Below are 24,221 nucleotides of genomic sequence, written 5' to 3'. Positions count from 1 at the left end.
ACCTCTTTCTAGTGGGCCACGGCGGCGGCGCCGTGTTCGTCGATCAGGGCGCCGGTTTCGAAGCGCTCCAGCGCAAACGGCTTGTTCAGTTCGTGCGGCGTTCCCGTGGCGATGGTGTGCGCGAACGTCAGTCCCGCGGCCGGGGTGCCCTTGAAACCGCCGGTGCCCCAGCCGCAGTTCACGAACATGTTCTCCACCGGGGAGGTGCCCACGATGGGCGAGGCGTCCAGGGTGGTGTCCACGATCCCGCCCCAGGTCCGGAGCACGTGGGCGCGGGCGAAGATGGGGAAGAGTTCGACGGCGGCTGCCATCTGGTGCTCGATGACGTGGAAGGATCCGCGCTGGCCGTAGCCGTTGTAGGAGTCGACGCCGGCGCCCATGACCAGTTCTCCCTTGTGCGCCTGGGAGACGTAGACGTGCACGTGGTTGGACATGACCACGGTCGGGTGGACGGGCTCGTGGAGTTCGGACACCAGGGCCTGGAGGGGGTGGGACTGGATCGGCAGCCGGAAGCCGGCCATTTCCGCGAGGACCGAGCTGTGTCCGGCGGCGCAGAGGCCGACCTTTTCGGTGTGGATGTTGCCGCGGCTGGTCTTGACGCCCACCACGCGGTTGCCGTCCTTGAGGAAGCCGGTGACTTCGCAGTTCTGGATGATGTCCACGCCGAGTTCATCGCATTTGCGGGCGAACGCCCAGGCGACGTGGTCGTGCTTGGCGATGCCGGCGCGCGGCTGGTAGGTGGCACCCATGACCGGGTAGCGGATGTTGTCGTTGATGTTCAGAATGGGGCAGAGTTCCTTGACCTGCTGCGGGTCCAGCCATTCGGCGTCGACGCCGTTGAGCTTGTTGGCACCGACCCGGCGGATGCTTTCGCGGACGTCGCCCAGGGTGTGGGCGAGGTTCATGACGCCGCGCTGGCTGAACAGGAAGTCGTACTCAAGCTCCTCCGGCAGGATCTCCCAGAGCTTGAGGGCGTGCTCGTAGATCGCCGCGCTTTCGTCCCAGAGGTAGTTGGAGCGGATGATGGTGGTGTTCCGGGCCATGTTGCCGCCGGCGAGCCAGCCCTTTTCCAGGACGGCGATGTTGGTCATCCCGTGGTTCTTGGCCAGGTAGTAGGCGGTGGCGAGGCCGTGCCCGCCGCCGCCCACAATCACGGCGTCGTAGCTCTTCTTGGGGTCCGGGTTGCGCCAGAGGAATTCCGGGTGCTCCGGAAGCAGATCGGCCATCATGCCACCTCGGTCACGTCAGAGGAGAGGTTGGGGTAGAGGGGGAACTTTCCGGCCAGGATTTCAACCCGCTGCCGGAGTTCCGCCACGGTCTCGTCGCTGAACTCGCGCTTGAGTGCTGCGGCGATGATGTCCGCGACCTCGGTGAATTCTGCCTTCCCGAAGCCGCGCGTGGCCAGGGCGGGGGTGCCGATCCGCAGCCCGGAGGAGACCATGGGAGGGCGGGGGTCGAAGGGAACGGCGTTGCGGTTGACCGTGATGCCGATCCGGTGCAGGCGGTCTTCGCCCTGCTGGCCGTCCAGTTCCGAATTGCGCAGATCCACCAGGACCAGGTGCACGTCAGTGCCACCGCTGACTACGGTCACGCCGGACTCTGCAACGTCGGCGGACAGCATGCGTTCTGCGATGATGCGGGCGCCTTCCAGGGTGCGTTCCTGGCGGTCGCGGAACGACGGCTCAGCAGCGAGCTTGAACGCAACAGCCTTCGCGGCAATGACGTGCTCGAGCGGGCCACCCTGCTGTCCGGGGAACACCGCGGAGTTGACCTTCTTGGCGATGTTGGCGTCGTTGGTCAGGATCACACCACCGCGCGGGCCGCCAAGGGTCTTGTGGGTGGTGCTCGTGACGATGTGGGCGTGAGGCACGGGGTTGGGGTGAAGCCCCGCGGCCACCAGGCCTGCGAAATGCGCCATGTCCACCATCAGGTAGGCACCTACCAAGTCCGCGATACGGCGGAACTCGGCGAAGTCCAGCTGCCGGGAGTAAGCGGACCAGCCGGCGACGATCAGCTTGGGCTTGTTCTCAACCGCCAGGCGCTCGACTTCAGCCATGTCAATCAGCATGGTGTCTTCGGCGACTCCGTAAGGGACCACTTTGTAGAGCTTGCCGGAGAAATTGATTCGCATCCCGTGTGTCAAGTGGCCACCGTGGGCGAGGTTCAGCCCCAGGATGGTGTCGCCGGGCTGGATGAGAGCGAACATCGCCGCTGCATTGGCCTGGGCGCCGGAGTGGGGCTGGACATTAGCGAATTCAGCGCCGAAGAGTGACTTGAGGCGGTCGATGGCCAGCTGCTCGACCACGTCGACGTGCTCGCAGCCGCCATAGTAGCGCTTGCCGGGGTAGCCCTCGGCATACTTGTTGGTCAGCACAGATCCCTGGGCTTCCATGACGGCAGTCGGCGCAAAGTTTTCGGAGGCGATCATCTCCAGTGTGCCCTGCTGGCGCAGCAATTCCTGGTGCACAGCGGCGTGGATCTGGGGATCGGTCTCTGCGAGCGAGCGGGTCAGAACATCGACCATCATGTCTCCTAGTCTCTCTAATATCCTGTTGATATATTAGTTCAGTGACTCAAGTATGCTATCCGAGCCGGTAGGTGTCAACAGATTCTTCGACCGGTTTGGCCAGCGGGGCTGGGGGCCACACAGCGGACCAAAGCGGCCCGGAACGGGCTAAAGCGCAGCCCATTCAGGGCTGCGCTTTAGTTTCGTGGCCGGCGGCGCCCGCCTCAGGCGGCGAAAAGAGCTTCGCGTACCGCGTGCTCGAAGCCACTGACGTGGATCCGTGCGAGTTCAGCGGCCCCTGCCTCATCTCCGTCGATAACGGCACGGAGCAGGTCCACATGCTCGTGGACGTGCCGGGACAGGTCGGGCAGGCGATCCAGGACCATGCACCAGATTCGTGTTGCGAGGTTGTCGTAGCGGATCAGGACATCTTCGAGGTGGGGATTGGCGGCGGCCGCATAGATGCCTCGGTGCACGCTGGCGTCCAGCCGCAGTGTTTCAACGACGGACGCTGCGCTCGCGTCGAATGCCTCAACGGCGCGCATGACCTCGCGCAGTTGCTCCCTGGCAGACGCCGTGGCCACGCGCGCAGCCCGGGACGCGGCAAGGGGTTCAAGCTGCGTGCGGATTTCGGAAATGAACGCAAGGTCAGTAACCTCCACGCGCGTCGCAAAAGTTCCCCTCCGCGGGTAGGACACAACAAGGCGATCGAGCTCCAGCCGCTTCAAGGCTTCGCGCACCGGTGTCCGCCCGACGCCAAGGTCCTTGGCGAGCTGGTCATCATTAAGTAGATCGCCGGGTTTGATGTCCAGCATCAGCAGCCGGTCCCGAATGCGTTCGTAGGCCACATCAGCCAACGACCTCCTTGCGGCATCATCACCAGCACTCACCCAAGCTTCGACAGCCATCCGTGGACCCCTTTCAATTCCAGTGAGAAGGCTATTGACCTCTCCCACTGACCAGTATACGCTGGTGACCAAATCTAATATATCAGTAACAATTCTAAGAATATATCTAAAGGCGGAGACATGACGCTAATGGCGACAGACTCATCTACCAGCACGCTGCCCCAGCCGGAGGTTCTTGGGGAAGAGCCGACGAAGAAGTTCGTTCTCACATTGTCGTGCGTCGAACGCGCAGGCATCGTCCAAGCGGTCACCACGTTCCTCTTTGAGCGTGGCTTCAACATCGAAGAACACCAGCAGTTCGATGACGGCCTCCGCGAGACTCTGCATCTGCGCACGGCATTCTCGGGCACCTCTGCCCACACCCCGGACGGGCTCGAGGAAGAATTCCGTTCGATCGCTGACCGCTTCGACATGAAATTCAGCTTTCATGACGAGACGAAGCAGCGCCTCCTCGTAATGGTGTCCAAGTTCGGCCACTGCCTGAACGACTTGCTGTTTCGTTGGCGGGGCGGAAGCCTCGGCGGCGACATCGCCCTTGTGGTTTCCAACCATGAAACCCACCGGGCCATGGCCGAGGCCGCCGGCGTCCCCTTCATCTACCTCCCGGTGACCCCCGAGACCAAGGCAGATGCCGAGCGGCGCCTGCTGGAACTGGTGGACGAGCATAACATCGACCTCGTCGTACTCGCCCGGTACATGCAGGTACTGTCCGACGACCTTTGCCGCTCTTTGGCAGGCCGGGCTATCAACATCCACCATTCCTTCCTCCCGGGATTCAAGGGTGCGCGCCCTTACCACCAGGCCTACGATCGTGGCGTCAAGCTGGTGGGCGCCACGGCCCACTACGTCACCGCGGAACTGGATGAGGGGCCAATCATCGAACAGGAAGTCATCAGGGTCGACCACAGCTACGGACCGACCGCCCTTTCAACGGTTGGCCAGGACGCGGAGGCACTGGCACTGTCCCGCGCCGTGCGCTGGCACTGCCAACACCGTGTGCTGCTGGATCGGACCAGCACCGTCGTGTTCCGGTAAGTAGAAGCCACCAAACCCGCAGAGACAACACACGAATATCAGCAGGAGAAACCACATGGCATCGACGCCAAGCATTGTCATTATCGGAGCTGGAATCGTCGGCACGAACCTGGCCGATGAACTGGTCACCCGGGGTTGGAACAACATCACCGTCCTGGACCAAGGGCCGCTGAACATGCCCGGGGGCTCCACGTCCCACGCCCCGGGCCTTGTCTTCCAGACGAACCCCTCAAAGTCCATGGCGCTCTTCGCCAAGTACACGGTGGAGAAGCTGTTGTCCTTGACCGAGGACGGCGTCAACTGCTTCAACCAGGTCGGCGGCCTTGAGGTCGCCACCACCGAGACCCGTCTCGCTGACCTGAAGCGGAAGCTCGGATACGCGGCATCGTATGGAATTAACGGCAAGATGCTTTCGCGTGAAGAGTGCATGGAGCTCTACCCGCTCCTGAACGAGGAGGACGTCCTGGGTGGACTCCATGTCCCCAGCGACGGCCTGGCCAACGCCGCCCGCGCCGTTCAGCTGCTGATCAAACGTACGGAAGCCGCGGGCGTCAAGTACCGGGGCAACACCACGGTCACCGGTATTGAACAGTCCGGCCGGCGCGTCACGGGCATCCAGACGTCCGACGGTGTTATCCCCGCGGACATCGTGGTTTCCTGCGCAGGCTTCTGGGGGGCCAAGATCGGCGAAATGATCGGCATGTCCGTCCCTCTTCTGCCCCTGGCCCACCAGTACGTCAAGACCACTCCGGTGCCGGCGTTGAAGGGCAAGAACGACCTGCCCAACGGGGCCTCCTTGCCCATTCTGCGGCACCAGGACCAGGACCTTTACTACCGCGAGCACGGCGAACGCTACGGCATCGGTTCCTATGCCCACCGCCCCATGCCCGTGGACCTTGACGAACTCGGCACCTTTGAGCCCGCCGCGATCAGCGAGCACAACATGCCCTCCCGGCTGGATTTCACTTTGGAGGACTTCCTGCCGGCATGGGAAGCCACCAAACGGATGCTGCCCGCGCTGCGGGAAAGCGACATCGAGGATGGCTTCAACGGCATCTTCTCCTTCACCCCCGACGGCGGATCCCTGGTGGGCGAGTCCAAGGAGTTGGACGGCTTCTTCGTCGCCGAAGCCGTGTGGGTGACCCACTCTGCCGGTATCGCCCGCGCCGTTGCCGAACTGCTGACCACCGGCAGGTCGGAGATCGATCTGGGTGATTGCGATATTCATCGCTTCGAAGAGGTCCAGCTGACCCCGGAATACGTCAGCGAAACGTCACAGCAGAATTTCGTGGAAATCTACGACGTCCTCCACCCACTCCAGTCCAAGCTCTCCCCCCGCAACCTCCGCGTGAGTCCGTTCCACGCCCGCCACAAGCAGTTGGGCGGGTTCTTCCTGGAAGGCGGCGGATGGGAGCGCCCGTACTGGTTCGAAGCTAACGCGGAGCTGCTGAAGGAAATGCCGGACAGCTGGCTGCCACCAGCCCGCGACGCCTGGTCGGGGATGTTCAGCTCGCCGATTGCCGCCGCTGAAGCCTGGAAGACCCGCACGGCAGTGGCCATGTACGACATGACTCCGCTCAAGCGCCTCGAGGTCTCCGGCCCGGGAGCACTGAAGCTGCTGCAGGAACTCACCACCGCGGACATGGCAAAGAAGCCCGGCGCAGTCACCTACACCCTCCTGCTGGACCACGCCGGCGGCATCCGAAGCGACATCACCGTTGCCCGGCTGAGCGAAGACACCTTCCAACTCGGAGCCAACGGAAACATCGACACCGCCTACTTTGAGAGGGCAGCCCGCCATCAGACTGAAAGCGGGAGCGCCAGCGACTGGGTACAGGTGCGCGACACGACGGGCGGCACGTGCTGCATTGGCCTCTGGGGTCCCCTCGCCCGGGACCTGATCAGCACTGTCAGCAGCGACGATTTCAGCAACGACGGTCTCCGTTACTTCCGCGCCAAGGAGGTAGTCATCGGCGGCGTCACCGTCACGGCCATGCGCCTGTCCTACGTCGGCGAGCTGGGCTGGGAACTCTACACAAGCGCAGACAATGGGCAGCGCCTCTGGGATGCGCTGTGGAAGGCCGGCCAACCTCACGGTGTCATCGCGGCAGGCCGTGCAGCGTTCGGCGCGCTGCGTCTTGAAAAGGGTTACCGCTCCTGGGGCACAGACATGACCACCGAGCACGATCCACTGGAAGCCGGGCTGGGATTCGCCGTGAAGATGGCCAAGGAATCCTTCGTCGGAAAGAAAGCGCTGGAAGGCCGTACCGAGGAAAACTCCGCACGGCACCTGCGCTGCCTGACGGTCGACGACGGCCGGAGCATCGTCCTGGGCAAGGAACCGGTCTTTTACAAGGACCAGGCGGTCGGCTACGTCACCAGCGCCGCCTACGGCTACACCGTCGCCAAACCGATCGCCTACGCGTACCTCCCAGCCGCAGTCTCCGTGGGCGACTCCGTTGAGATCGAGTACTTCGGCCGGCGCATCCAGGCCACGGTCACCGCAGATCCGCTGTACGACCCCACGATGACCAGGCTCCGCGGCTAACACCCCGCCGGACCATTCAAGGCCGCGGCCCGGACCCATCCCCTCGAACCAGAGTCCGGGCCGCAGCCTTCCATGGCTCTCATACTCAGGAAGACACATGATCAGTTCAGAAACAATCAATGGCTACCTCGCCAGCCTTGCCTCACGCGAGCCCACCCCCGGCGGCGGCGCCGTCGCAGCCATCCACGCCGCCCAGGGGGCGGCACTCGTCGCCATGGTTGGCAGGTACACCACCGGCCCGAAATACGACCAGCACGCCGACCTCGTTCACAGGATCATCAGCGCTGCGGACGGACTGGTGGTCGAGGCGCTGGGACTGGCTGACGCTGACCAACATGCGTTCCAGGGCGTCATCGACTCGTACAAACTTCCGACCGGGACGGACGACCTCAAGGCCGCACGAACGGAATCCATCCAGGGTGCCCTCATCCTGGCCGCGCAAACCCCCGCACAACTCATCAAGCTAGCCGGCGCCGTCGTGGATCTTGCCACGGAACTTTTCGAGGTCGCGAACGCCAATGTGATCAGCGACATCGCTGCTGCCGCAGACGCAGCCCGCGCAGCCGCCACCACCGCCCGGGTCAACATCGACATTAACGTGGTGGCCATCAAAGACGCCGCGGCCCGTTCACGGCTGGCTGGCCAGACCGACGGCATTGAGGAAAAGGTCATCTTGGCAGCAGACTCCCTCGTGGGGCGCGTGCGCGGAAGGATCCTCGGTTGAGCACCGTACTCCTCTCCGGCAAAACACTGGCAAAGACCATCCAGCAGAAAGCCCATGATGAGGCGCAGGACCTTGCAACGGACGGGCCACGGCCCACGCTCGCGGTCGTTGTGGCCACCGACGACGGCTCCACGCATTGGTATGTCCGGTCCATCGAACGGGCCGCAGAGAAGGCCGGCATCAATTGCCGGGTCGTGGACCTTGGCCAGGGTGCCAGCGGACGGGCCTTGGCCGCCGTCCTGAAGGACCTCAGCGCCGATCTTTCCGTGAACGGCATCATCCTCCAGACGCCGCTGCCTCCCGGCGTCCAGACGGATGAGCTGGTCGGGCACATTGCCCCGGAGAAGGACATAGATGGCGCGAACCCGTTAAGCCTGGGACGACTGGCTGTCGGCCAGCCCGCGTTCGCACCTGCCACTGCCCGCGCCGTAATCGAGATCCTTGACCACTTTGACATCCCACTGGCTGGCCGGAACGTCGTCGTCATTGGCCGTTCCGCCGTCGTGGGAAAGCCGCTGTCCCTGCTGCTGCTGGAACGCGACGCCGCGGTTACTATCTGCCACTCCAGGTCAGGTCCGCTGGAGAAATACACCAAGACCGCTGACGTCGTGGTCGTCGCAGCCGGGCGCACCGGCCTGCTGATCGGCGACCACGTTTCTTCAGCGGCCACCGTGATCGACGTCGGCACCAACGTCCTTCCCGACGGTTCACTGGTGGGGGATGTCGACGCAGCCAGCGTGCGCGGCGTCGCCGCGGCGCTGACCCCTGTCCCCGGCGGCGTGGGCTCCGTCACCACATCACTGCTTCTCCTGCACACAACCGAGGCCGCGCGGAAACAGTCGCGTGATCTAGCTCTGGAAGCTGCCGGGTAATCCACGGTAGACGCACTTGCCAGCCCTGGAACCCGTTGTCGTTGCCGTTGCCGTCGAAGGCGCGGATACCCCTGAAGGGCGGGACTTTGTCTCCGCGCTCGAGTCCTGGACACTTCGCCCCCTGAAGCGCCGCTGCCTCCGCGGCCGGTTGCCGTCTATAGCACAGCCCTTATGAGCTTCTCGAAATCGGTGACGTGCTGGGCGGTCAACCGCGCAGCAGCTTCGGAGTCCCCAGCCGCGATGCATTCGAGAAGCTCAATATGCTGGGCAATATGCTCGGACACCGGCGGGAGCTTTTCCAGCACCAGGCTCCAAATCCGTGTTGCCAGATTGTCGTAACGAATCAAGACATCCTGGAGGTGCCGGCTTCCTGTGGCGCGATAGATCGTCCGGTGTACCCGCATGTCCAGGCGCATGAGGTCCTGCTGCGACTGCATCCCAGGAAGCAGTCGCTCTACTTCCCGTGCAAATTCCCTCAGCTCCTGCCGAAGCTGCGGCGACGCCATCCGCGCAGCCCGCGCGGCTGCCGCAGGCTCCAGAAGGTGGCGAATCTCGGAGATTTCCGCCAGATCCTTAATGTCCACGCCCGCGGCGAACGTTCCGCGCCGCGGATAGGCCACCACCAAATGGTCGCTCTCAAGCCGCTTCATAGCTTCGCGGATTGGCGTCCGGCCCACACCGAGACGCCTGGAGATTACTTCATCGTTGAGGGGCTCACCCGGCTTGATGTCCAGAACGATCAATTCATCGCACAAGATCCTATAGGCGAAGTCGGCAAAGGATTCGTCGTCTTGCCTCTGCGGCACCGAGGAACCCCCCGCCTCCACTGGTAATCCGCCAGCGTTTGCCATTTTCAAGACTCCTCCCTACGTGCGTCCGAGCCTTGACGCCCGGGCTCTCAGTACATAGTATTCCAACAACTGATATATCAATACGTAAGAATAAGAATGTCAAGGGCTACAGTGCCTTCGAAATGATAAGCCCCGGACTGCATGGGCTTTGCAACCCGTACGCCACGAATGGAGAGCAATGGGCAATGAAGCTGTTGCAAGGGTGCGGCTGGAAGTTGTTCCTTCAGCCGATCTACTCACGGCGCTCCCCCTGGTATTTGATCCTCCGGGCTCCGTAAGTGTGACGTGCCTTCCGCACCACGGTCCTGAACGCACCGTAGAAACATCCACCCGTCTGGCGCGCCTGGGGTACCACGCGGTTCCCCATTTGGCCGCCCGCAGCATCACTAGCGAGGCCCAACTGCATTCCCTGCTGCTGGAGTTGCAGGGGGCGGGAGTCTCCGAGCTGTTTCTCGTTGCCGGTGACCGCCGCACCCCCGCGGGTCCCTACTCCTGGAGCGGACAGCTCTTGGAGGCTGTCAAAGCGTATTCGGCTGACTTTTCAGTAGGCATTGCCGGCTACCCCGAAGGCCACCCCCACCTGGCCCAGGACAAACTCGTGAGCAGCCTCGAGATCAAGGCGCCGACGGCGTCATCGCTGGTCACCCAGATGTGCTTTTCTGCCGAGGCGATCAGCAACTACCTTCGGACGATCCGCAAGAACGGCGTCGAGCTCCCTGTGTGGGTTGGGGTGCCCGGTCCGGTCTCAGTCAAGAAGCTGGTGTCCATGGGAGCACGCCTCGGTGTTGGCCGTTCGCTCAAGCTGGCCCGCAGTTCAGGCATGGCAGGCGCCCTCTGGCAGCGAGGGGACTTTATGAACTACGACAGTGGCCGACTGATTCGCGAAGTTCACCAAGAGCTGGCGGGTGATCCCCTCTTTGCCGGTTTTCACGTCTACACCTTCAACGACCTAGGCCGCTTGCCCGGCCTCCTGGACAGCCTGCCGATGCTGCATGAGACCACCACAAAGCCACCAAGCAAACCCGGCCCGCTGTTTCCTGCCCGGATCTGAAGGGAAGATCACATGGCTTCAAAAGCCCCGTTACATAACATCGACGAGTCAAGGCTGACCGTCACCAAACCCAAGACCAAGGCCGTCGGAATCCCCGCGGTCGTGAACTCGCTGAGGATCTCCCTCGAGCAGATGGGTCCGCTGCGCAGTGTCCAAACGCTGCTGGCAGTCAACCAGGTCGACGGGTTCGACTGCATGGGCTGCGCGTGGCCCGAGCACGAAAAGCGCAACGCCGCCGAGTTCTGCGAAAACGGCGCGAAGGCAGTGGCCGAGGAGGGCACCCGCCGCCGCGTCACCCCAGACTTCTTCGCCAGACACTCCATCGAGGACCTGAAAACGCGGGACGACTACTGGCTGGGTCAGCAGGGCCGGCTGACGCACCCGATGTTTTTGGCCGCGGGCGCAACGCACTACACACCCATCGAATGGGACGCAGCCTATGAGCTGATCGCCCAGGAGATGAAAGAGATGGACCATCCCGGCCAGGCAGTTTTTTACACTTCCGGGCGGACTTCGAATGAAGCCGCTTTCCTCTACCAGCTCCTCGTGCGCGGACTGGGCACGAATAATCTCCCCGATTGCTCCAACATGTGCCACGAGTCCACGGGTTCAGCCCTCGTTGAAACCATCGGCATCGGCAAGGGATCGGTCAGCCTCGCCGACCTGGAGACGGCCTCGCTGATCTTCGTTGCCGGGCAGAATCCAGGTACTAACCACCCGCGCATGCTCAGCGCCCTGGAAAAAGCGAAGAAGAACGGGGCCGTCATCATCTCCGTCAACCCACTTCCCGAGGCCGGGCTCCTCCGGTTCGAGAATCCACAGACGATCTCCGGAACGCTCGTGGGCACGCAACTGACCGACGACTTCCTGCAGATCCGGGCCTGCGGGGACCAGGCCCTCTTCCAGGGGCTTGGCAAATACCTCCTCGAGGCGGAGGCGCAGGGGAGGAAGACACCGGGACTGGCTGCTGTCCTGGACCACGAATTCATCAATAACCACACCGTGGGCATCAACGAGTACCTGCGGCACCTCGAAAAGCTCCAGTGGAGTGAAATAGTCGAAGCCACGGGCCTGAGCCTGGAGCAGATCAAGTCCACGGGCGAACGCCTGCTGGCCTCCAATGCCACCATCGTCTGCTGGGCCATGGGCCTAACCCAGCACAAACACTCAGTTCCCACGCTCCGGGACGTCGTCAACGTGCTGCTTCTCCAAGGCAACATCGGTAAGCCCGGAGCTGGAGTATGCCCCGTACGCGGCCACTCGAACGTCCAGGGCGACCGCACCATGGGCATCTTCGAAAAGATGCCAGCGGCGTTCCACGACAGGCTGGACCAGGAGTTCAAGTTCGTTTCCCCTCGCAAGCACGGCTACGACACCGTTGCGGCGATTCGTGCCATGCGGGACGGCAAAGTCCGAGTCTTCATTGGAATGGGTGGAAACTTCGTCCGGGCGGCCCCGGATTCCGAGGTCACGGAGCGGGCATTGGCCAACACAGACCTGACGGTACAGATCTCCACGAAGCTGAACCATTCCCACGTGACCACGGGCCGACGCGCGCTGCTTCTCCCGACGCTGGGCCGGACCGAAAAGGACGCGCAGCGCACCGGGGACCAGAGGGTGACGGTGGAAGACTCGATGAGCGCCGTCCATGCGTCCCGCGGACGCATTAAGCCGGCCAGCGAGCACCTCCACTCAGAGGTGGCCATAGTGTGCAACCTCGCCCATAAGCTCTTCACCGGCAGTGACAACCTCCCACTGCCCAACACGCCTAAAGCTGCCTGGCTCTCGATGAGAGACGACTACTCCCTGGTCCGGAAACACATCGAGGCGGTCGTCGACGGCTTCGAAGATTTCGAGGAGCGGATCCGGCACCCTGGCGGCTTTGTCCTCCCCCACCCTCCGCGGGACGCCAGACAGTTCGACACCGCGTCGGGCAAGGCCCACTTCACCGGCAATGAGCTGGAATTCATCAAAGTACCCGAGGGGCGGCTGGTCCTTCAGACCCTGCGTTCACATGACCAGTACAACACCACCATCTATGGCAAGGATGACCGATACCGCGGTATCCACGGTGGGCGTCGGGTGGTTCTTGTCAACGAGGCTGACATCGCTGAGCTGGGCTTCAGGGACGGAGAAATGGTTCATTTGATTTCCGAGTTCCGCGGGACAGAGCGGCGGGCGGACAACTTCCGGATTGTTTCGTACTCAACACCGAAGGGCTGTGCGGCAGCGTACTACCCGGAGACCAACGTGCTCGTGCCGCTCGATTCGGTAGCTGATACCAGCGGTACACCGACATCCAAGTCTGTCATCGTGCGGCTGGAACGGGCCGAAGCGTGAGCGCCGACATGACGACGGCAACAGCGTCCAAGGGTGTGGACGGGCCGCGGGTTGAGCAGGCCGTCCGTGACTATCTGCTTGCGATCGGAGAGGACCCGGACAGGCCAGGGCTCGTGGATACGCCCGCGCGGGTGGCCCGGGCGGCTGCGGAGATATTTGGCGGGCTTCATGAGGATCCCCTGGCCGTGCTGGATAAGACCTTCGACCTTAGGCACGGAGAAATGGTCATCGTCAAGGACATCCCCTTTTACTCCACCTGCGAGCACCACCTGGTGCCGTTCCACGGCGTAGCCCACGTTGGCTACATCCCCTCGGCTGAGGGTCTCGTCACGGGACTGAGCAAGCTGGCCCGGCTCGTCGATGTCTTTGCACGCAGGCCCCAGGTCCAGGAACGGCTGACAACCCAGGTCGTTGATGCGCTGGTCAGTTCGCTGCGGCCTCTGGGGGCCATTGTGGTTGTTGAGTGCGAGCACCTCTGCATGTCGATGCGCGGCGTCCGCAAGCCCGGGGCCAAGACCATCACTTCAGCCGTCCGCGGGGAGCTCCGTCTGCCGGCGGCCCGGGCTGAGGCGCTCAGCCTGATACACGGGCGCTAAGAAATCTCTGGACACACACCCAGTCCTGCAATACGATGAACCTGATATATCTTTACTGGTGTTTTAAACATATCAGCATTTGATTTGGAGGGTATCCATGTCTGACATCGCCCAGACGTGCACCCACCAGGACGCCTCCCTTGCCGATGGCTGGGTGGAGGACTGCTGGGTGGAATGCCCGCTGCACGCACCAGATTCAACCTCCGTGAAGGAAGTGTTGACGCGCCGCCGGCCAAGCTACCGGTCCGCTCCCACGAAGTAACAGTGATCGACGGCGACATCGTGATTACCGAATCGACGGAAGCCCCTAACCTGCCACCCGGCCTGACGCGGGCGGCCACGTCTAACCGCCGATACATCCATCAAAGGAATCGTTCATGGCAATAAACACTGGAGCCTCTCTCCGGGGCGACACCAATGACTCTTCCGCTCCCGGCAACCACGCCGATGCAGAGCAGCTGGACCTACCTGAAAACGACGGGCAGATCCTGCTCGAACTTCGGGAGAGTGAAACAGATCTTTCAGCCTCGAGGCGTCCCGACCGCTCGGTGGAAGGGCTGGACAAGGTCATTTTCGGAGTGACGGCAGTCTTGGCACTGGCCTTTGTAGCCTGGGGCTTTACCAATGCAGCATCCCTCGGGGCGACTTCTACCGCTGCTCTGGGATGGGTCGTCGAAAACACTGGCTGGATTTTCGTAAGCCTGGCGTCTCTCTTCGTAGTTTTCGTCCTGTGGCTGGCTCTGGGGCGCTTTGGCAATATCCCGCTCGGAAGGGACGGCGAAAAACCCGAGTTCAGGACCGTCTCCTGGATCGCCATGATGTTTAGTGCGGGCATGGGCATCGGACTTGTCTTCTACGGCGTGGCCGAACCGCTTTACCATTACGTCGCACCGCCGCCCGGCACCGTATCGGGAGTCACGCCGGAGGCTGTCCAGACAGCTATGGCAACCTCCATTTTCCACTGGAGCGTCCATCCCTGGGCCATGTTCGCAGTTGTTGGCATCGCCATGGCATACAGCACCTTCCGGTTGGGCCGGCGCCAGCTCATTTCCTCCGCGTTCATTTCCCTCTTCGGAAAACGTGCGGAAGGGCCCGCGGGCAAGGTCATCAACATGCTCGCCATCTTCGCCACCCTCTTCGGCACCGCTGCTTCACTGGGTCTGGGAGCCCTGCAGATCGCCAGCGGCCTGCAGTTCAACGGTTGGGTGGGCGAACTCGGCTCTCCCGTGCTGGTCTTGATCATCACGGCGCTGACGATCTGTTTTGTAGCCTCCGCGGCCTCAGGCATCGCCCGCGGTATCCAGTGGCTCTCCAACATCAACATGGTACTTGCCCTGACCCTGGCCGGAATTGTCTTCATTGTCGGCCCAACGCTGTTCATCCTGAACCTCATTCCCGCCGCAATCGGAGACTACGTGCGGGACCTGCCTTCCATGGCATCCCGGACCGAGGCCGTGGGGGACGAAGCACTTCGTGAATGGATGTCCGGTTGGACAATCTTCTACTGGGCATGGTGGGTGTCGTGGGCGCCGTTCGTCGGTATCTTCATTGCGCGCATTAGCCGCGGCCGTACCATTCGCCAATTCGTCACGGGCGTCCTGTTGGTGCCCAGCGTCGTCAGCGTCATCTGGTTCTCGATTTTCGGCGGCACTGCGTTCAACATCCAGCAGCGCGCCGATGCCACGGCCGATGCTACTGACGGCTTGGTCCAGACCGTTGACGGCGCACCAAGCATCTCCTTCCAAGGCGCGCTGTTCGACCTGATCCGGAACCTAGAAGTGCCACCGGCAGTCGGCATCGGAATCGCGCTGCTCGCCATGGTCCTGATCGGCATTTTCTTCGTCACGAGCGCAGACTCGGCCTCCATCGTCATGGGTTCACTGAGCTCCAATGGACGACTGGAGCCCTCAAAGGGAGTGCTGATCTTCTGGGGAGTCCTGACCGGAGCCATCGCGGCTGTCATGCTGCTGGCCGGCGGGGATGACCCCAGTGCTGCATTGAACGGGCTGAAGAACATCACAATTGTCTCCGCACTGCCTTTCGTAGTCGTGATGTTCCTGCTTTGCTTCGCCCTGGTCCGGGATTTGCGCCGCGACCCCGTCGCCTTACGAAACCGCCTGGCGGAATCCGTGGTTGAACGCGCCATCCGCGCCGGCGTGGACGAACACGGCGGGGTCCAGTTCGACCTCGTGACCAAACACGAATGCGACGAAAAGCGTCCGGACTCCGACTGTCTGGGTGGGGACTCCCACGGGGAGCTGCCCGACCGTCGAGGCCCGGCATCCGGACCCGGGCAGTAAATAGCTGCACACCTTAAGTAGGAACCTACCTTCGGCGGCACGCGGCTTGTTCCGGTCCGTGCCGCCAAGGCACACCCACCTCCAACGCATTCAAAGGTTATCTACATGTCCCAGCACCACGACCAAGAACAAACTCTCCGGGTCAGCAGCGAAGGGAAGAATTTCGTGAATATCCAGTCGGAGTCCTCAAGTCCAGTGACCGTTCGGCTGCAGCTGGATGGGGGCTGCAATTGCCAGCACAACAACGGAAACCGTCCCGGCTCGTATATTGACAGTGACCTCGGTCCCCGCTGACTGCAGCGGCGTCCCGTACCTCCGCAATCGCCACGGTCAGGGCGGTAGTCAGGGGGCGGCGGAGCCGGCGCCTTCCTTGGCGAGGATGTAGATCGTTTCCCGGGAGGAGGCGAAGGCTTTGGGATTAAACTGCCGGCCAGAGTCTGTGGTGACGGTTGTCCCGGTCGCGGGTGCGACCCAGAGCAGGGTGTTGCGGCTTTTGAGGCACTGGACCATCTTTTCGGCGGTGCCGAAAATACCGTCCCGCTGCTTGTCGACGAGCTTCAGCGTCGACTCCAGGGCGACGCTGCAAGCCCCCAGCTGTTCGAAGGTGACTCTCTTACTGCCACTTGACCCAATTGGTGAATGTGGCCGCCGGAGCGTTTTGCGCTGTTCCTCAGGTCGAGGACGGGATGATGGTCTCCGGGCCGGTAAAGGTGGGCGTGGTTTTTCCTGTGTCACCCAGCGGCGGAGGGGATCACCGAAGCCCTAGGGAGTCCGTCGGCTGAAAGTAATCAGTCAGGAATCCAGCCAGCAGGCCCGCCAGGATCAACCCTGAGCCCGGCAACAGCGTGACCGGACCGACGAGCTCACGAATGTCGACCCCAAGAATCGTCAGGACGACCACGAACAGAACATAAGCCACGGCCAGGGCTGTGCTGGTTGCAGTGATGGTCTTCCCCCGCGTCCGGCTCTTCTGCTGCGGTGAAGCCGTGCAGCCGAAGGACCTCGGCGATCGCTTAGCCGTGACTTTCTCCGTGGTGGCCTGTCGGCAACGAATCGCGGCCATCCGATTTCAGAGCTCGTCATCGGGTCGGGCGGTGAGGATCCGATTGGCGCTGACCTGCAGGATGCCGAGCGACTCCTGAATCAGGGGCGATGCGATGCTGCCCCTGCGCACCGCAGCGACAATGCGGCGCGAGGGCTTCCCCTTGCCCGTAATGCGCAGTCGAACCACGTTTTCGGCATTACGCAGGGGCGCCAGTCGCGGCAGCAGGCCCACGCCCAGCCCCGCGCCAACGAAGGCGATCTGGGTTTCCCATTCAACGGCCTCATGGGCAATCCGCGGTGTCACCCCGACTGCCGTGAACGCCGCGGTGAAGAGGGAATGGTAGGTGGAACCGGCGGCCTCGGTGATCCAGGGTTCCGACGCCAACTCTTCGAGCGTCACCGTTTCCCGCGATGCCAACGGATGGTCGGAGGGAATGATCACGTCCAGGGGATCGTCGAGCAGAACGGTCTGCTCGAAGCGCGGATCGTCCTCAACATAGGTGTCGGACTGCATGGCGACGATGACCGCAAGGTCGATTCGCTCGGCAACCAACAAGTCGAAGCAGCGAGCCGGGTTGGCCTCGAGTACCTGCACCTCCAGCAGGGGGCGTGTTGAGCGCAGGGTGGCGGCCAGCGGCGCGAGCAACTGGGCGGCTGCCGTGGAAAATCCGCCGAGGCCAAAACGGGACTGCACCTGGTCGCCGGCCTCCATGGCCGCGGCGCGCAGGCTCTCCCATTCCGCGATGACGGTGTCCGAGCCCGCCACGAGAAAGCGGCCCGTGGCGGTCAGCCGCACACCCCGGCCGTCCTTCGTCAGCAGCTGCATTCCAAGCACGCGCTGGAGCTCCCGCAATTGCGCGGAGACGGCGGAGGGAGAATAACCCATGAGCTCCGCGGTTGCGCCAACGGTGCCGCACCGGGCAAACACCCGAAGTGTTATGAGCCGTGGATCGATCATGCACCCATTGTGCACTGTTATCTCCTAAATGTTGCGCTTTTGTTGCAGATCGATCGTCCCTAATCTCATGATTAGAAGGTTCTCGACAACGCCGGTTGCACCCACCAACCCGTGGTCCCCACGAATCGCACACTTACCCAGCCCTCCCGGGAGGAAACACATGTCTGCTCCAGTGAACGTGCCCCTCAATTCACGCGGAAAACTCGCTTCATCGGTGCCTGCCGAGCATCTGGCGGAGATCACTGAGTTGTTCGATTTCCGGCGCGTGGGATATTCCCTCGATGCCCCCTTCTACACCGACCCGACGATTTTTAACATCGACATGCAGGCCATTTTTGGCCAGCACTGGATCTTTGCCGCCAGCATCGCCGAGCTCCCGGAGCCGGGCGACTACGTCACCGTCGACTACGGGCCCTACTCCCTGATCGTGCTGCGCAACGACGACGGCGGCGTGAACGTCCTGCACAACGTGTGCCGCCACCGCGGCGCCCGCGTCCTGACCGAACCCGCGGGGACAACGGGGAACCTGGTATGCGGCTATCACTCCTGGACTTACTCCCCCAACGGCGATTTGATCCATGCCTCGGCACCGGGGGAAACGAAGTTCGACAAGGGCTGCTTCGGCCTCAAGCGCGCCCACAGCCGCGTGTTCGCCGGACTCATCTTCGTCTGCATTGCGGACGAACCGCCGACGGATTTCGACGAAACCGGAAAGATCTTCGAGCCTTACCTCGCGCCCCACGATCTGTCGAAGACGAAAATCGCCTACCAGCAGAACATCATCGAGGAGGGCAACTGGAAGCTCGTCATGGAGAACAACCGTGAGTGCTACCACTGCGACGGCCACCCGGAACTCGCCTGTTCCCTCTTTCCCACCTGGGGCCTGACGGAGGGCCTGATCCCGCCCCATCTCGAGGAGGTGTGGGACCGCAACAAGGAGGCACAGTCCTCGCTTGAGGACCGTTGCCGCCGCTATGGCCTTCCCTATGAGGTCGTCGAGGAGCTCGACACCCGCGTAGCGGGAATCCGCATCTCACGAGACTCGCTGGACGGTGACGGCGAATCGTTCTCGCCCGATGGGCGCAGGCTCTCTAAGAAGCTGCTCGGCGACTTGCGGGACTTCCGCCTCGGCCGCTGCTCGATGCACCTGCAGCCCAACAGCTGGTTCCATTTCCTCGGGGACCATGTCATCACGTTCGCCGTCTTCCCCGTGAACGAACACCAGACACTCGTGCGCACCACCTGGCTGGTGGCTGACGACGCCGAGGAAGGCGTCGACTACGACCTGGAGAAACTCACCCACACTTGGAAGCAGACCAATCTGCAGGACAAGGCGTTCGTGGAGCTGTGCCAGAAGGGCGCCAGCAGCCCCGCCTACGAGCCCGGGCCGTACATGAAGAGCGAATACCAGGTCGAGGCGTTCATCAACTGGTATGTGCAGCGCGTGCAGGAGCACTTGGCATGATTGAACTCCGCACCGTCACGGCAATTCAGGAACCACAGCGCATTCGCGGTCTTGAGATGCCGTGGAACAGGGTGATGGGCAGCACCGAGGGGCCCGCCGGTGCCGCCCGCGCGTTGGGTCCCTGGCATCCGCAGGAGTTCATGGCCGAATGTGTCGAGACCGTTCCCGAGGTGGGCGGCATGATGACCTTCGTGTTCCGCCGCTCCGACGGTGCGCCCCTGGCGTTCCGTCCGGGCCAGTACGTGAACGTCGCCTTTCCGGTGAACGGCGAGGACCAGGACGCGGTGGACCGCAGCTACTCGCTGTCCAGTTCCCCCACCAAGCCGTGGACCTTCGACATCACAGTCAAATGCGACCCCACGGGACTGGTCTCGCCGTGGGTGCATGAGAACGTCAAACCCGGCACCGTCCTCGAGATGCTCGGACCGGTCGGGGCATTCCACCTGCCCGACGCCGACCGGCGGGCGCGGTACCTCTTGCTGGCCGCCGGCGCAGGCATCACCCCCATCATGTCGATGTTGCGGACCATCCACTCCCTGCCCGGACAGGCCGACGTCGTGGTGCTGTACCACGGAGCGGCGGCCGGAGGCTTTGCCTTCCACCAGGAGTTGGCCTACATCGCCTCCGTGGACTCGCGCGTCAAGGTCTTCTACTCCTTGGGCGACCGCAGCAAACCCGAGGGGTGGGAAGGGCTCACCGGAAGGCTGACGGCGGCCATGCTCGACGAGGTGGCCCCCGATGCTAACGGCCGCCAGGTCTATGCCTGCGGCCCCGAGGGTTACCTGAACACCGCCACCGAACTCCTCGAGAAGGTCGGCGTCGACGACACCTCCATCCACATGGAATTCTTCTCGGGAGACCGCCAGACGATCCTTGAATACCAGACGGAGCTCGCGCTTGCAGTGGACATTGCGGAGGAAATCGCCGAGGAAATCGCCGATTCCGCCGAGGACTACTACGAAAGCCAGCCCACCGCGTTCGGGCTCTACGAACCCGGCTACGACGCCGAGGGAACCCTGATGGCCACGGGGCTGCCGCTGGAAACCGTCGACCCGGACGCGCCCTGTTCCGAAGCCCCCGACGGCAGTCCGGACATGGGGCGGGAGGCCGGGTCCCCCGACGCCTCGAGCTTCGACACGGTCGGAACGGGACGCCTCACCCTGTCCTTCATGCGCACCGGCATCAACGTGCGCATCGACCCCGCCGAACACATCCTCGGGGTGGCCCAGCGTGCAGGCGTCAGGATCGGCGCGAACTGCAAGGAGGGCATGTGCGGCTCCTGCAAGGTCGTCAAGCTGTCCGGGGAGGTCGAGATGAACCACCAGGGCGGGATCCGGGCACGGGAAATCGATGCAGGCAAGTTCCTGCCCTGCTGCTCCACCGCGCGGACCGATCTGGTGATCGATGCCTAGCCGCTTCCAGCTGCTCTAGGCCGGACAGCATCAGGGATTGTTTTCACGGCAACGGGTGACGCTTTGAAATGCACATTTACGGTCGGGTTGAAGACAAGAACAGGTACGTGGGGAAACGGCTTAGCCGGCTCATCCAAACAGGGCCGGGAACGGGTGGGTGCGGACATCCTTGAAGGATTGAACTGACGATGAGCAGCGTAAATCGGTCATTTTATGCGGCCGCGGGTGTTTGCCGTGGGAGACGGTAAGCAAAGGTGAGTACAAGCGTTTTGGAAAGTCATCGGCCGGCTTCACGGTGTCACTGGTGCCCGAGCGCTCGTCCACCGCGCCATATCTCGCAAGCCTTGGTTGTTACATTTACTGTATGAACCCTCGAGGCCTCCGTTCCTCAATTGCCGGCGTCAGGTGGACCACACCCACACGGCCGACGACCTCGTGGCCGCCGGCCGGGACACCGAACGCAAAGCACTGTCCAACACCGTCCGCCCTACGCGTCAGGATTGGATGAGGCCAGCGGCTCATAGCAACCTCGCTTAATCTTCTGTGGGCGAGAATCAGGAACGTCACCAATGTCTATCTCCACGATTTCCCCGGTGCGTGAAGATGGATCCATGAGCATTTCTGGCCCCCGCGCCGGTGGGCCGTCCCCTCGAAGGTCGTTCACACCGGCACAAAAATTGGCGTACTAGGATGCGTATCGACGGGCCTGCGACGACGGCACCGGCGGCGGGGCATACCTGCGCCGCGACGGCTTGTATTCATCCCAAATCACCGAGTGGCGCAAGCTCCGCGACGCCGGCATTGTGGAGGGCAAGAAGCCTGGGGAAAAGATCAACAAGCCCACTGCTGAACAGGCGGAAATCGGGCGTATAGGCCGGCAGCTGGAGGTGAGCGAACGCAAGCTGGCACGGACTGAAGCTAAGTTGTCGATCATGGGAAAAGCACGACTGCTTTTGGAGGATATCTCCGAAAGCGCGGAGCAGCAGCCCTGGTACAAGAAACCCTGATGGCTGCCCACACCGCCCTCACCCACGCGGACACCCCAACCAGGGAAGCAGCCGTGATTGCCGGGGTCCCCAGGGCCACAGCGACCCGCAAAGTCCGAACCCCGGCGGCAGACCCGCCGCCTGCCCCGGCACCGGCAAATAAGCTCTCAGCGGCAGAGCGCGCTCACATCCTGGCGACCGTGAACTCAAAGGATTTCATCGACCTGCCACCGGCGCAGATCTATGCCCGACTCCTCGATGAAGGCATCTATTTATGCTCAATCTCCACGTTCTCCCGCGTCCTGGAGGAGAACCGGCAGGTCAAGGAACGCCGCCGACAGGCACGCCACCCGGCCAGGGCCATCCCGTAGCTGGTCGCGACCGGCGCCGGGCAAGTTTTTTCGTGATTAGCCGACGTTGTGATTATGCCGATGTTGGTCTGCGATCCCAGGTTCCAGGCGGGGGCCGGGACTAAAAGGTCGGCATAATCACGCTGCGGTGATCGGCTTGTCTTCTAAACGATTGAGCAGACGAGGAGCACACAATGACAGCGACAACGCGAGCGGACCGAGTCCAGATCCACGGTCCGCTGCAAAACATGCCGAGAGATTTGACCGAACTATTGCGGCTGGGATTCAGGTCGGCAGGGATTGTGAATCAGTTCCATCTGCTGGCACATCTGAGTCGCTGGCTCGAGGCGGAAGGCACGCACCCCTGTCGATCTGACGGTGTTGCAGGTAGATGCATGCCTCGCGGAACGCAAAGCGACTCGTTCTGCGTTGTTCACCCGCAAGGCGCTGCGCCCGCTGCTGGGCTGGCTGGCCGAGTCAGGGGTGATCACCGCCGAGGCTGCGTGTCAACCGAGACGGCCGGAGGATCCGGCGGTGCTGGTCCGGTTCGAGCGCTACCTTCCCACGGAGCGTCGTATCGGGGCGCCCACCACGTCAGCGTATGTGGTGCGGGTCCGTCGATTCCTGGAGACGTATTGTCCGCCCGAGGGCTTTGCCGAATTGAGCGGCGCCGACGTCATCCGTGCGTTGCTGGATGAGGGAGTGGGGCGAGCGCCGGCGTCGGTGAAGAAGTTCGGTTATGCACTGCGGGTCTTTCTGCGGTTCTGTTTCATCACTAGGGAGCTTTGACCGCGACCTGACCCGTGCGACGCTGGTGGTCCGGGAACCCTTGCCCTCGCTTCTTCCGCTGGGCGCCAGCCGGGAACTCGCATTCACCGCGTTGCCCGCCCCAGACGACAACGCGGAATATCGTGAACCGCGCCACCGGAGCGGGAAGACAATAAACCAGTTCTATATGTGGGCCGCGCACAGTGATCTGATCAGTGAAAAGACGGCCGCGGGCTTCTACGAGACCAGAATCGCCTACGGCTATTCCGGTAACAGACTTCTGCCGGGCCAAGTGGTGAGGTCCCGGGCCGTGCGGGTCAAGGAAATCGAAGAAGCTCCAACTCGAAAGAAGGTTTAACCGCGACGGCAGTGCCTCCGGCGCGCTTAGGCGCTGATGGAGGCACTGCCGTCGTCAGATAGGGTCTGTTACTTCTCCTGGCCGGGCAGTCCTTCATAGGCGATATTGCCGGTTTTCAGGTTCTCGTCAACCAGGGTAGGCAGCGTCTTGAGGAACTCGCTGCGGCCGGTCACGACGTTTTTAAGTGCGTCATCCACGTTGTCCTTGGTGACGGCGGGCATCATGTAGATCGGCTTGGCATCGATCTTCTCGCCCTTGGCCAGCTTGAAGGCAACGGCCAGTCCGGCAGCCATTTCTACCGTGCCATGCTGCAGCGAAGTGCCGATGAATTCGCCGCTCTTGACGGCCTTGAGGCCGTCCTCGATGCCGTCGATGCCGACGATCGGAACACCAGCCTTTCCGGCCTCTTTCAGGGCCTGCAGGGCGCCCAGGCCCATGTCATCGTTCTGGGAGATCACTCCGTCGATCCTGTCGCCGAACGCGGAAATCCAGTTCTTCATCTTGTTGACGGCCTCGTCACGCTTCCAGTTGGCAGTGTCTTTGGCCAGGACTGTTATTTCGGGGTACTTCGCCAGCACTTGGTCGATGCCCTTGCCGCGGTCGATTTCGCCGGAACCGCCCAGAGGGCCTTGCAGGATGACTACGTTGCCTTTGCCGCCGAGCTTGTCGGCCATCATCTGCGCTTCCTGGGCGCCGGCAGCGACGTCGTCGGGCTGGACGCTGCCTTTCAGAGAGTCATTCTTCAGGGATGCGTTCACATCGATGAAGGGGATTCCGGCGGCATTAGCGGCGGCCACTTGGGGTTCGAGTGAGCCGGCCTGTACCGGGTTGACCAGGATGGCATCCACCTTCTGGTTGATAAACTGGTCCACCTGGTTTGCCTGGGTGTTCACGTCCAGGTTGGCGGAGTTCCACAACACTGTGATGTTGTTGGCGGCGGCGTAGGCATCGATGCCTTCCTTGCCCTGACTGACAAAGGACGACATGTCATAGACACTGACGCCCACGGTGATGTTGTCCGTGCCTGTGGTGGCGTTGGCCTGAGCGGACGGATCGCCCGCGCCGCAGCCGGTGAGGGCGATGCCGGCGATGCCAGCCATGGCGACACCGGCAAGCATGCGGGTACGGATTCGAGTCATCATTGATTCT

General features: G+C 62.6%; 20 protein-coding genes and 1 pseudogene. 14 read left to right on the top strand and 7 right to left on the bottom strand.

Annotated features, from left to right (window positions below; genetic code table 11):
• Nucleotides 1-8: 8 nt before the first annotated feature.
• The 3 genes from ABIB29_RS16745 to ABIB29_RS16735 all read right to left on the bottom strand — a co-directional run bounded on the left by ABIB29_RS16745 (nucleotide 9) and on the right by ABIB29_RS16735 (nucleotide 3,414).
• A complete protein-coding gene (locus tag ABIB29_RS16745) occupies nucleotides 9-1,229 on the bottom strand; it encodes a sarcosine oxidase subunit beta family protein (protein ID WP_502915636.1) in 1,221 nt (406 codons plus the stop codon).
• Nucleotides 1,226-2,524: a serine hydroxymethyltransferase gene (gene glyA / locus ABIB29_RS16740; RefSeq protein ID WP_354174002.1), complete on the bottom strand. Its 1,299-nt coding sequence runs from the start codon at nucleotides 2,522-2,524 to the stop codon at nucleotides 1,226-1,228. Before glyA ends, ABIB29_RS16745 begins: the two co-directional genes overlap by 4 nt.
• 206 nt (nucleotides 2,525-2,730) lie before the next feature.
• Complete coding sequence (locus ABIB29_RS16735; protein WP_354173935.1) at nucleotides 2,731-3,414, bottom strand: GntR family transcriptional regulator; 684 nt, start codon at nucleotides 3,412-3,414, stop codon at nucleotides 2,731-2,733.
• 120 nt (nucleotides 3,415-3,534) lie between these two features.
• Between ABIB29_RS16735 and purU the strand changes: the two genes are divergently transcribed.
• From purU to ABIB29_RS16715, 4 genes are all read left to right on the top strand, one after another.
• The gene (purU, locus tag ABIB29_RS16730; RefSeq protein WP_354173934.1) at nucleotides 3,535-4,449 is read left to right on the top strand and encodes a formyltetrahydrofolate deformylase; all 915 of its coding nucleotides are present in this window, start codon (nucleotides 3,535-3,537) and stop codon (nucleotides 4,447-4,449) included.
• Nucleotides 4,450-4,504: 55 nt separating this feature from the next.
• A complete protein-coding gene (locus ABIB29_RS16725) occupies nucleotides 4,505-6,997 on the top strand; it encodes a GcvT family protein (protein WP_354173933.1) in 2,493 nt (830 codons plus the stop codon).
• 97 nt (nucleotides 6,998-7,094) lie between these two features.
• Nucleotides 7,095-7,721: a cyclodeaminase/cyclohydrolase family protein gene (locus ABIB29_RS16720; RefSeq protein ID WP_354173932.1), complete on the top strand. Its 627-nt coding sequence runs from the start codon at nucleotides 7,095-7,097 to the stop codon at nucleotides 7,719-7,721.
• On the top strand, nucleotides 7,718-8,593 hold the full coding sequence (locus tag ABIB29_RS16715; RefSeq protein ID WP_354173931.1) for a bifunctional 5,10-methylenetetrahydrofolate dehydrogenase/5,10-methenyltetrahydrofolate cyclohydrolase: 876 nt from the start codon (nucleotides 7,718-7,720) through the stop codon (nucleotides 8,591-8,593). Before ABIB29_RS16720 ends, ABIB29_RS16715 begins: the two co-directional genes overlap by 4 nt.
• A 155-nt stretch (nucleotides 8,594-8,748) precedes the next feature.
• Here ABIB29_RS16715 and ABIB29_RS16710 read toward each other — a convergent pair whose 3' ends face one another.
• Nucleotides 8,749-9,444, bottom strand: coding sequence for a GntR family transcriptional regulator (locus ABIB29_RS16710; RefSeq protein WP_354173930.1), 696 nt, complete (start codon nucleotides 9,442-9,444; stop codon nucleotides 8,749-8,751).
• Between the two features lie 178 nt (nucleotides 9,445-9,622).
• Between ABIB29_RS16710 and ABIB29_RS16705 the strand changes: the two genes are divergently transcribed.
• From ABIB29_RS16705 to ABIB29_RS16685, 5 genes and pseudogenes are all read left to right on the top strand, one after another.
• Nucleotides 9,623-10,495, top strand: coding sequence for a methylenetetrahydrofolate reductase (locus ABIB29_RS16705; RefSeq protein WP_354173929.1), 873 nt, complete (start codon nucleotides 9,623-9,625; stop codon nucleotides 10,493-10,495).
• Nucleotides 10,496-10,507: 12 nt separating this feature from the next.
• Nucleotides 10,508-12,835, top strand: coding sequence for an FdhF/YdeP family oxidoreductase (locus tag ABIB29_RS16700; RefSeq protein ID WP_354173928.1), 2,328 nt, complete (start codon nucleotides 10,508-10,510; stop codon nucleotides 12,833-12,835).
• Nucleotides 12,836-12,843: 8 nt separating this feature from the next.
• Nucleotides 12,844-13,431 carry a GTP cyclohydrolase I FolE gene (gene folE, locus ABIB29_RS16695; protein WP_354174001.1) on the top strand — a complete coding sequence of 196 codons (588 nt, stop codon included), beginning with the start codon at nucleotides 12,844-12,846 and terminating at the stop codon, nucleotides 13,429-13,431.
• 106 nt (nucleotides 13,432-13,537) lie between these two features.
• A pseudogene (locus tag ABIB29_RS16690) lies at nucleotides 13,538-13,818 on the top strand (Rieske 2Fe-2S domain-containing protein); the annotation flags it as partial.
• Complete coding sequence (locus ABIB29_RS16685; RefSeq protein ID WP_354173927.1) at nucleotides 13,809-15,731, top strand: BCCT family transporter; 1,923 nt, start codon at nucleotides 13,809-13,811, stop codon at nucleotides 15,729-15,731. The pseudogene ABIB29_RS16690 and the gene ABIB29_RS16685, both read left to right, overlap by 10 nt.
• 342 nt (nucleotides 15,732-16,073) lie before the next feature.
• Here ABIB29_RS16685 and ABIB29_RS16680 read toward each other — a convergent pair whose 3' ends face one another.
• Nucleotides 16,074-16,241, bottom strand: a complete 168-nt coding sequence (locus tag ABIB29_RS16680; RefSeq protein WP_354173926.1) for a hypothetical protein — start codon at nucleotides 16,239-16,241, stop codon at nucleotides 16,074-16,076.
• A gap of 559 nt (nucleotides 16,242-16,800) precedes the next feature.
• The gene (locus ABIB29_RS16675; protein ID WP_354173925.1) at nucleotides 16,801-17,733 is read right to left on the bottom strand and encodes a LysR family transcriptional regulator; all 933 of its coding nucleotides are present in this window, start codon (nucleotides 17,731-17,733) and stop codon (nucleotides 16,801-16,803) included.
• Nucleotides 17,734-17,893: 160 nt separating this feature from the next.
• On the opposite strand from ABIB29_RS16675, the gene ABIB29_RS16670 reads away from it, so the two are divergent.
• The 5 genes from ABIB29_RS16670 (at nucleotide 17,894) to ABIB29_RS16650 (ending at nucleotide 22,735) form a co-directional block, all read left to right on the top strand.
• The gene (locus ABIB29_RS16670; RefSeq protein WP_354173924.1) at nucleotides 17,894-19,198 is read left to right on the top strand and encodes an aromatic ring-hydroxylating oxygenase subunit alpha; all 1,305 of its coding nucleotides are present in this window, start codon (nucleotides 17,894-17,896) and stop codon (nucleotides 19,196-19,198) included.
• Nucleotides 19,195-20,610: a ferredoxin reductase gene (locus tag ABIB29_RS16665; protein ID WP_354173923.1), complete on the top strand. Its 1,416-nt coding sequence runs from the start codon at nucleotides 19,195-19,197 to the stop codon at nucleotides 20,608-20,610. Before ABIB29_RS16670 ends, ABIB29_RS16665 begins: the two co-directional genes overlap by 4 nt.
• 803 nt (nucleotides 20,611-21,413) lie before the next feature.
• Nucleotides 21,414-21,617 carry a hypothetical protein gene (locus ABIB29_RS16660; protein WP_354173922.1) on the top strand — a complete coding sequence of 68 codons (204 nt, stop codon included), beginning with the start codon at nucleotides 21,414-21,416 and terminating at the stop codon, nucleotides 21,615-21,617.
• Complete coding sequence (locus ABIB29_RS16655) at nucleotides 21,617-21,967, top strand: hypothetical protein (protein WP_354173921.1); 351 nt, start codon at nucleotides 21,617-21,619, stop codon at nucleotides 21,965-21,967. The genes ABIB29_RS16660 and ABIB29_RS16655 overlap by 1 nt, the downstream gene beginning before the upstream one ends.
• Before the next feature lie 408 nt (nucleotides 21,968-22,375).
• On the top strand, nucleotides 22,376-22,735 hold the full coding sequence (locus ABIB29_RS16650) for a site-specific integrase (protein WP_354173920.1): 360 nt from the start codon (nucleotides 22,376-22,378) through the stop codon (nucleotides 22,733-22,735).
• 405 nt (nucleotides 22,736-23,140) lie between these two features.
• On the opposite strand, the gene ABIB29_RS16645 is transcribed toward ABIB29_RS16650, so the two are convergent.
• Entirely contained in the window at nucleotides 23,141-24,190 is a 1,050-nt protein-coding gene (locus ABIB29_RS16645; protein ID WP_502915641.1) for a substrate-binding domain-containing protein, read from the bottom strand.
• Nucleotides 24,191-24,221: the final 31 nt, after the last annotated feature.

It is taken from the genome of Arthrobacter sp. UYEF36, assembly GCF_040547025.1.
GTDB lineage: Bacteria > Actinomycetota > Actinomycetes > Actinomycetales > Micrococcaceae > Arthrobacter.
This window is presented reverse-complemented; position numbering and strand designations above follow the sequence as displayed.

Coding starts and splice junctions, on each gene's coding strand:
- ABIB29_RS16745 (WP_502915636.1), bottom strand. CDS start 1,229: ATGATGGCCGATCTGCTTCCGGAGCACCCGGAATTCCTCTGGCGCAAC.
- glyA (WP_354174002.1), bottom strand. CDS start 2,524: ATGGTCGATGTTCTGACCCGCTCGCTCGCAGAGACCGATCCCCAGATC.
- ABIB29_RS16735 (WP_354173935.1), bottom strand. CDS start 3,414: ATGGCTGTCGAAGCTTGGGTGAGTGCTGGTGATGATGCCGCAAGGAGG.
- purU (WP_354173934.1), top strand. CDS start 3,535: ATGACGCTAATGGCGACAGACTCATCTACCAGCACGCTGCCCCAGCCG.
- ABIB29_RS16725 (WP_354173933.1), top strand. CDS start 4,505: ATGGCATCGACGCCAAGCATTGTCATTATCGGAGCTGGAATCGTCGGC.
- ABIB29_RS16720 (WP_354173932.1), top strand. CDS start 7,095: ATGATCAGTTCAGAAACAATCAATGGCTACCTCGCCAGCCTTGCCTCA.
- ABIB29_RS16710 (WP_354173930.1), bottom strand. CDS start 9,444: ATGGCAAACGCTGGCGGATTACCAGTGGAGGCGGGGGGTTCCTCGGTG.
- ABIB29_RS16705 (WP_354173929.1), top strand. CDS start 9,623: ATGGGCAATGAAGCTGTTGCAAGGGTGCGGCTGGAAGTTGTTCCTTCA.
- ABIB29_RS16700 (WP_354173928.1), top strand. CDS start 10,508: ATGGCTTCAAAAGCCCCGTTACATAACATCGACGAGTCAAGGCTGACC.
- folE (WP_354174001.1), top strand. CDS start 12,844: ATGACGACGGCAACAGCGTCCAAGGGTGTGGACGGGCCGCGGGTTGAG.
- ABIB29_RS16685 (WP_354173927.1), top strand. CDS start 13,809: ATGGCAATAAACACTGGAGCCTCTCTCCGGGGCGACACCAATGACTCT.
- ABIB29_RS16680 (WP_354173926.1), bottom strand. CDS start 16,241: ATGGTCCAGTGCCTCAAAAGCCGCAACACCCTGCTCTGGGTCGCACCC.
- ABIB29_RS16675 (WP_354173925.1), bottom strand. CDS start 17,733: ATGATCGATCCACGGCTCATAACACTTCGGGTGTTTGCCCGGTGCGGC.
- ABIB29_RS16670 (WP_354173924.1), top strand. CDS start 17,894: ATGTCTGCTCCAGTGAACGTGCCCCTCAATTCACGCGGAAAACTCGCT.
- ABIB29_RS16665 (WP_354173923.1), top strand. CDS start 19,195: ATGATTGAACTCCGCACCGTCACGGCAATTCAGGAACCACAGCGCATT.
- ABIB29_RS16655 (WP_354173921.1), top strand. CDS start 21,617: ATGGCTGCCCACACCGCCCTCACCCACGCGGACACCCCAACCAGGGAA.
- ABIB29_RS16645 (WP_502915641.1), bottom strand. CDS start 24,190: ATGCTTGCCGGTGTCGCCATGGCTGGCATCGCCGGCATCGCCCTCACC.